This is a genomic window from Novosphingobium sp. 1529 (genome assembly GCF_040544855.1).
In the GTDB taxonomy this organism is placed as follows: domain Bacteria; phylum Pseudomonadota; class Alphaproteobacteria; order Sphingomonadales; family Sphingomonadaceae; genus Novosphingobium; species Novosphingobium capsulatum.
The window spans coordinates 169,145-175,200 of record NZ_JBEPKW010000008.1 but is presented as its reverse complement, the minus strand read 5'-3'; the positions used below and the strand labels follow the sequence as shown (position 1 = coordinate 175,200).

Genomic DNA, 6,056 nt, shown 5'->3' with positions numbered 1-6,056 from the left:
CGCCCACATGTCCCTTCATCTAATCAACAATGTCAAAGACCAACCCAGACAACAAAACCCGGACAACAATCAATCCCCGGTTCTCACCGGAAATCTAAGCCGTCCGTAGCTATCTGGCGACCAACGCAACCCTTCAGGAAACACCCGAAGAACCGGAAAAACCGGCTGAACCGCGTCGGTGAAGCGGCATATATGGACGGCTCACCCAACCGTCAACGGCCATTTTTCCACAGGGGCGCAGACTGACCGTAAAACCCCGGTGTCATGGGCGTTTTGGCGCGAAATTTTTCTGCATTTTACCATGGCTGAAGCGAAACATGCCGGGAGAATCACCGTTGTGATTCGCCGTTTCCGGCGCCCTTCCCGTTCAGACTGCGCAAAAAGAAACGAAAAAACCCCGCAGCTTGCGCTGCGGGGTTTGATCAATTGCACTCGCCCTGTGGCGATCAGTGATGCGGGGTATCCTCGATCACCGGCAGCGTTTCGAACTGGTGGAACGGCGGCGGGCTGGACAGGGTCCATTCCAGCGTCGTGGCGCCTTCACCCCAATAGTTCGGCGCAGCCTTCTTGCCGGCGACGAAGGCGTAGATGATGTTCACCAGGAAAATCACGATCGACACGGCCATGATCATGTAGCCGATCGTGGCGATGTGGTTCCAGTACTCGAACGCGGGAGCGTAATCGGGATAGCGGCGCGGCATGCCCTGCACGCCCAGGAAGTGCATCGGGAAGAAGATCAGGTTCACGCCGATGAAGAACACCCAGAACTGCAGGTGGCTGAGGAACTCGGAGTGCATGCGGCCGCTCATCTTGGGGAACCAGTAGAAGAACCCGGCAAAGAGCGACGTGACAGCGCCGAGCGACAGCACGTAGTGGAAGTGGGCGACGACGTAGTAGGTATCCTGGAGATTGTCGTCGATGCCGCCGTTGGCGAGCACCACGCCGGTAACGCCACCCACGGTGAACAGGAAGATGAAGCCGATGGCCCAGACCATGGGCGACTTGAACTCGATCGACCCGCCCCACATCGTGGCGATCCACGAGAAGATCTTGATCCCGGTGGGCACGGCGATGACCATCGTCGCGGCCGTGAAATACATCTTCGTGTTCACGTCGAGGCCGGTGGTGTACATGTGGTGAGCCCACACGATGAACCCGACGAGGCCGATGGCGACCATGGCATAGGCCATGCCGAGATAGCCGAACACCGGCTTGCGCGAGAAGGTCGAGATGATCTGGCTGATGATGCCGAAGCCCGGCAGGATCATGATGTAGACTTCGGGGTGACCGAAGAACCAGAACAGGTGCTGGTAGAGGATCGGGTCACCGCCGCCGGCCGGATCGAAGAACGTCGTGCCGAAGTTGCGGTCGGTGATCAGCATGGTGATGGCCGCAGCCAGCACCGGCAGGGCGAGCAGCAGCAGGAACGCGGTGACGAGAACCGACCACACGAACAGCGGCATCTTGTGCAGGGTCATGCCCGGCGCGCGCATGTTGAAGATGGTGGTAATGAAATTCACCGCCCCGAGGATCGAGCCAGCCCCGGCAAGGTGCAGCGAGAAGATCGCGAAATCGACCGCCGGACCGACCGATCCCGATGTGGAAAGCGGCGCATAGACCGTCCAGCCGGTGCCCGCGCCATGGCCAGTGCCACCGGGCATGAACGGCGAGATCATCAGCGAGCAGAAGCCCGAGAAGGTCAGCCAGAACGAAATGTTGTTCATGCGCGGGAAGGCCATGTCGGGCGCGCCGATCATGATCGGCACGAACCAGTTGCCGAACCCACCGATCAGCGCTGGCATGACCATGAAGAACACCATGATCAGGCCGTGCGCCGTGATCAGCACGTTCCACATGTGCAGCGTCTGGTTGAGATCGGCGCCATCGCCGCCGACGAACCGGGTCCAGAACCCAAGGTACTGGATGCCGGGATGCGCCAGTTCGGCGCGCATGATGCCCGAGATCGCGCCGCCGACAACGCCGGCGAAAACCGCGAAAATCAGGTAGAGCGTGCCGATGTCCTTGTGGTTGGTGGACATGAACCAGCGCGCAAAGAAGCTGGGCTTGTGATCGTGATCGTGCGCATGGTCATGATGCGCATCGAAACTTTCATGATCGGCGGGAATGGTGGCCATATCGGGCGATCCTCTTTCCGATTGTCGTTCAGGCGGCCGGAGCGGCTGCGCCGCCCACCGTACCGCCCTGGCTCTTGATCCAGGCGTCGAACTGGGGCTTGGTCACGGCTTCGACCACGATCGGCATGTAGCCGTGGCGCGCGCCGCACAGTTCGGAGCACTGGCCGTAATAGACGCCGGGCTTGTTGATCATCATGACCTTTTCGTTGATCCGGCCCGGGACGGCATCCAGCTTGAACCAGAGCGAGGGCACGGAGAACGAGTGGATCACGTCAGACCCGGTGGTCTGCAGGCGAATCGGCACCCCGGCCGGAACGACCATGCGGTTGTCGGCAGCAAGCTGTGGCGGTTCGCCGCGCTTGATCGCCTCGGCCGGCGGCAGCATGTTGGAGATCACCTCGAACCCGCCGTTGTCGGGATAGGTATAGCCCCAGTACCACTGATAGCCGGTGACCTTGACGGTCAGCGCGCCCTTGGGCGCAGGCTCGTACTGGTGGGCGAGCAGGCGAATCGAAGGCACCGCGATCACCACCAGGACCAGCACCGGAACCAGGGTCCAGATCACCTCGATCAAGGTATTGTGGCTGGTCTTGGAGGCCACCGGGTTGGCGCGGCGGTTGAACTTGGCCATCACCGCGATGAGCAGGAACAGGACCAGCAGGACAATGACCGTGATTACCGGCATCAGCAGGTAATCGTGCATTTTCAGCGCTTCCTGGCCGATCGGCGAATACTGGTCCTGGAAGGTCCAGCCACCCGGAACGGGTTGCCCCTTGCCGGGCACCGGCTTGGCCGGGACATAGGTGGCGGCAGCCAGCGCCAGCGAAGGCGCCGCGGCTGCGGTTGTTGCTGCAATGCCTGCCAGGACATGACCGGCGGTCCGAAACGCTGTGCCCGCATGGCGGACGAATTCGATTGGACTCATCGTCGCTTGTTCCGCTCTTCCCCGCGTACACGCCAGTTTCGAGGTCTGCGTGCACTGATTGTAATTCCCTCGATTGCACCCGGCTATACGCGGCCTTGTCCTGAGCCACAAGTTGAGACGTTCACCAAGGCGACAGGAAAGCATTGCCCCTTGGTTCAAGCCCGCCCGCCGCAGGCCTGCCACTGGGCGAAAAACCCTTGCCCCGTGCCGCGCCAGCGCCCATGGCACAGGGCAAACCCCAGCACGCCAAGACGGCGAACAGGCAGGACCAGCGAACCAGAGCCATGCAGGAAGAAGACATCCTTTCCGAATTCCGTGCCAGCCAGGCCTTGCTTGAAGGGCATTTCCTGCTCTCTTCGGGCCGCCACAGCGCCCATTATCTGCAATGCGCGCGCGTGCTGATGGACCCGATGCGCGCCTCGCGCCTAGCCAGTGCGCTCGCGGCCAAGCTGCCGCGCGATTTGCGCCAGCAGATCGCCAAGGTGGTGGCCCCGGCCATGGGCGGGGTGATCATCGGCCACGAAATGGGCCGCGCGCTGGGCGTGGAAGCGGTGTTCGTGGAACGGCCAACCGGCACGTTCGAACTGCGCCGCGGGTTTACCCTGACGCCGGGCGAAAAGGTGCTGATGGTCGAAGACGTCGTCACCACTGGCCTGTCGAGCCGCGAAGCGATCAAGGCCGTGGAAGAAGCCGGCGGCGTGGTGATCGCCGAGGCGGCGCTGGTCGACAGGTCGGCCGGCGCGGTGGACCTGGGCGTGCCGTTCTATCCGCTCGTCTCCCTCAATTTCCCGACCTATGCACCCGATGAACTGCCGCCCGCGCTGGCCGCAGTGCCCGCGATCAAGCCCGGCAGCCGGGCACAACCGTAAGACAGGAGAATATGGCGGTGAGCGAATTGTTCACGCCCGCCCGGCTGCGGCTGGGCGTCAACATCGATCACGTGGCCACCATCCGCAATGCGCGCGGCGGTGACCATCCCGATCCGGTGCGCGCCGCGCAGATCGTGGCCGACGTGGGCGGTGACGGGATCACGGCCCATCTGCGCGAGGACCGCCGCCATATTCGCGACGAGGACCTGGCGCGCATCCAGGCGGCGACCAACCTGCCGCTGAACCTGGAAATGGCCGCCACCGACGAAATGCTGGCGATTGCCCTGCGCCACAAGCCGCATGCCTGCTGCATCGTGCCCGAGCGCCGCGAGGAACGTACGACCGAGGGTGGCCTCGATGCCGCCGGGCAGCACAACCGCCTGGCCCCGATCGTCTCGCGCCTGGCCGACGCCGGCATCCGCGTCAGCCTGTTCATCGCGCCCGATGCGCGGCAGATCGAAGCGGCGATCAAGCTGGGCGCACCGGTAGTGGAACTGCACACCGGCGAATATGCCCATGCCGAGGGCGAGGCCCGCGCGAGCGAACTCAAGCGCCTGGCCGACATGGCCGCGCTGGCCGCCAAGAACGGCATCGAACCCCATGCCGGCCATGGCCTGACCTATGACAATGTGCAGCCGGTGGCGGCCATCCCGCAGCTGGCCGAGCTCAACATCGGCCATTACCTGATCGGCGAGGCGATCTTCGTGGGTCTGGACGCAGCCGTGCGGCGCATGCGCACGCTGATGGACGAAGTGCGCTGAACCCGCCACGCGGCTGGAAGGAAGACCCCGCATGATCATCGGCCTGGGTTCCGACTTGTGCAATATCGAGCGCATCCAGCAGTCGCTGGAGCGGTTCGGCGATCGCTTTGTCGAGCGGGTGTTCACCCCGGTGGAGCAGGCCAAGGCAGCGCGCCGGCCCTATACCCGCGCCGGCACCCTGGCCAAGCGCTTCGCCGCCAAGGAAGCCTATTCCAAGGCGGTGGGCACCGGCTTCAAGGCTGGGGTGTTCATGAAGGACATCGGCGTGGTCAACGCGCCTTCGGGGGCGCCGACCCTGGCCCTGACCGGCGGCGCGGCGGCACGGCTTGCCGCGATCACCCCGCCCGGCCACAAGGCGGTGGTGCACCTGACGATGACCGATGACTATCCCTGGGCCCAGGCCTTCGTGGTGATCGAGGCTATTGCGCTGGACCTTGGCCACTCGGGCGAAGGAGAAACGGCATGAGCGACGGCGTTACCGGCCTGCCACCGGAACAGGCCGAAGCCCGGCCCGCGCGCGTCAACTGGTGGGCGGAACTGCGCGGCCTGATTGGCATGCTGCTGGCTGTCCTGGTGTTCCACAGCCTGCTGGCCAAGCCGTTCTACATCCCGTCGATGTCGATGATGCCCAACCTGCTGGTGGGCGATCGGCTGGTGGTTTCCAAGTATCCCTATGGCTGGTCGTGGGTGTCGCCATCGTTCCACGTGCTGCCGCGCTCGTCGCTGCGGCTGTTCCCGGCCACGCCGCAGTATGGCGATATCGTGATCGTGGTGCCACGCGGCAGCAACGAGGACTATATCAAGCGAGTCGTCGCGCTGCCGGGTGACCGCATCGCCGTGGTCCATGGCCAGATCATCCTCAACGGGCGGCCCGTGCCGCAGGTGGTGGAAGCGCCGCTCGATCTGCCGGTCGATGCCAACGAACCGTGCGACCCCACCGATTTTCCCGGCCTGCGCTTTCGCGATGCGATGGGCCGGCAATTCTGCGAGCTGCCGATCCTGCGCGAGACGCTGCCCAATGGCGCGACCTATCGCATCATCGACCATGAGCAGCAGCCGCTCGATGACTATGCCGAGGTGACGGTGCCGGCCGGCCATGTCTTCCTGATGGGCGACAACCGCGACCATTCCGCTGACAGCCGCGAACCGCTGGCGCTCAAGGGCCTGGGCGGCCCAGTGCCGCTGGCCGACGTGGGTGGCCGGGCCGAGTTCGTGACGGTTTCCCTGGATGGCAGCGAAACCTGGAATCCGGCGACCTGGTGGCATGCGCTGCGCCACGGCCGCGGCGGAACCAGCCTGCGCGCGGAACAGGGGCTGCCACAATTCGTTCCGGCTTCCTGAACTCTTGCTGCGGGGGTAGCTTGCG

Annotated in this window: 6 protein-coding genes; 4 read left to right on the top strand and 2 right to left on the bottom strand. The window is 64.1% G+C overall.

The features are described from left to right. Positions 1–446: 446 nt before the first annotated feature. Together ctaD and coxB are read right to left on the bottom strand one after the other, a co-directional pair. On the bottom strand, positions 447–2,135 hold the full coding sequence (gene ctaD / locus ABIC78_RS15715) for a cytochrome c oxidase subunit I (protein WP_107718829.1): 1,689 nt from the start codon (positions 2,133–2,135) through the stop codon (positions 447–449). Positions 2,136–2,163: 28 nt separating this feature from the next. Further along, positions 2,164–3,060, bottom strand: a complete 897-nt coding sequence (coxB, locus tag ABIC78_RS15710) for a cytochrome c oxidase subunit II (protein ID WP_022676870.1) — start codon at positions 3,058–3,060, stop codon at positions 2,164–2,166. Positions 3,061–3,344: 284 nt separating this feature from the next. On the opposite strand from coxB, the gene pyrE reads away from it, so the two are divergent. From pyrE to lepB, 4 genes are read left to right on the top strand one after another with little or no spacing between them, the layout of a single operon-like run. Next, positions 3,345–3,929, top strand: a complete 585-nt coding sequence (pyrE, locus tag ABIC78_RS15705; protein WP_028658009.1) for an orotate phosphoribosyltransferase — start codon at positions 3,345–3,347, stop codon at positions 3,927–3,929. A 17-nt stretch (positions 3,930–3,946) separates the two neighbouring features. Continuing rightward, positions 3,947–4,690 (top strand): pyridoxine 5'-phosphate synthase, encoded by a 744-nt coding sequence (locus ABIC78_RS15700; RefSeq protein WP_354490681.1) that lies wholly within the window; start codon positions 3,947–3,949, stop codon positions 4,688–4,690. A gap of 31 nt (positions 4,691–4,721) precedes the next feature. Further along, entirely contained in the window at positions 4,722–5,156 is a 435-nt protein-coding gene (gene acpS, locus ABIC78_RS15695) for a holo-ACP synthase (RefSeq protein ID WP_354490679.1), read from the top strand. Then, a complete protein-coding gene (gene lepB, locus ABIC78_RS15690) occupies positions 5,153–6,031 on the top strand; it encodes a signal peptidase I (protein WP_062788079.1) in 879 nt (292 codons plus the stop codon). Before acpS ends, lepB begins: the two co-directional genes overlap by 4 nt. Positions 6,032–6,056: the final 25 nt, after the last annotated feature.

Excerpts from the sequence above, each read along its gene's own strand:
- acpS (WP_354490679.1), top strand. The coding sequence starts at position 4,722 with ATGATCATCGGCCTGGGTTCCGACTTGTGCAATATCGAGCGCATCCAG.
- lepB (WP_062788079.1), top strand. The coding sequence starts at position 5,153 with ATGAGCGACGGCGTTACCGGCCTGCCACCGGAACAGGCCGAAGCCCGG.
- ctaD (WP_107718829.1), bottom strand. The coding sequence starts at position 2,135 with ATGGCCACCATTCCCGCCGATCATGAAAGTTTCGATGCGCATCATGAC.
- pyrE (WP_028658009.1), top strand. The coding sequence starts at position 3,345 with ATGCAGGAAGAAGACATCCTTTCCGAATTCCGTGCCAGCCAGGCCTTG.
- coxB (WP_022676870.1), bottom strand. The coding sequence starts at position 3,060 with ATGAGTCCAATCGAATTCGTCCGCCATGCGGGCACAGCGTTTCGGACC.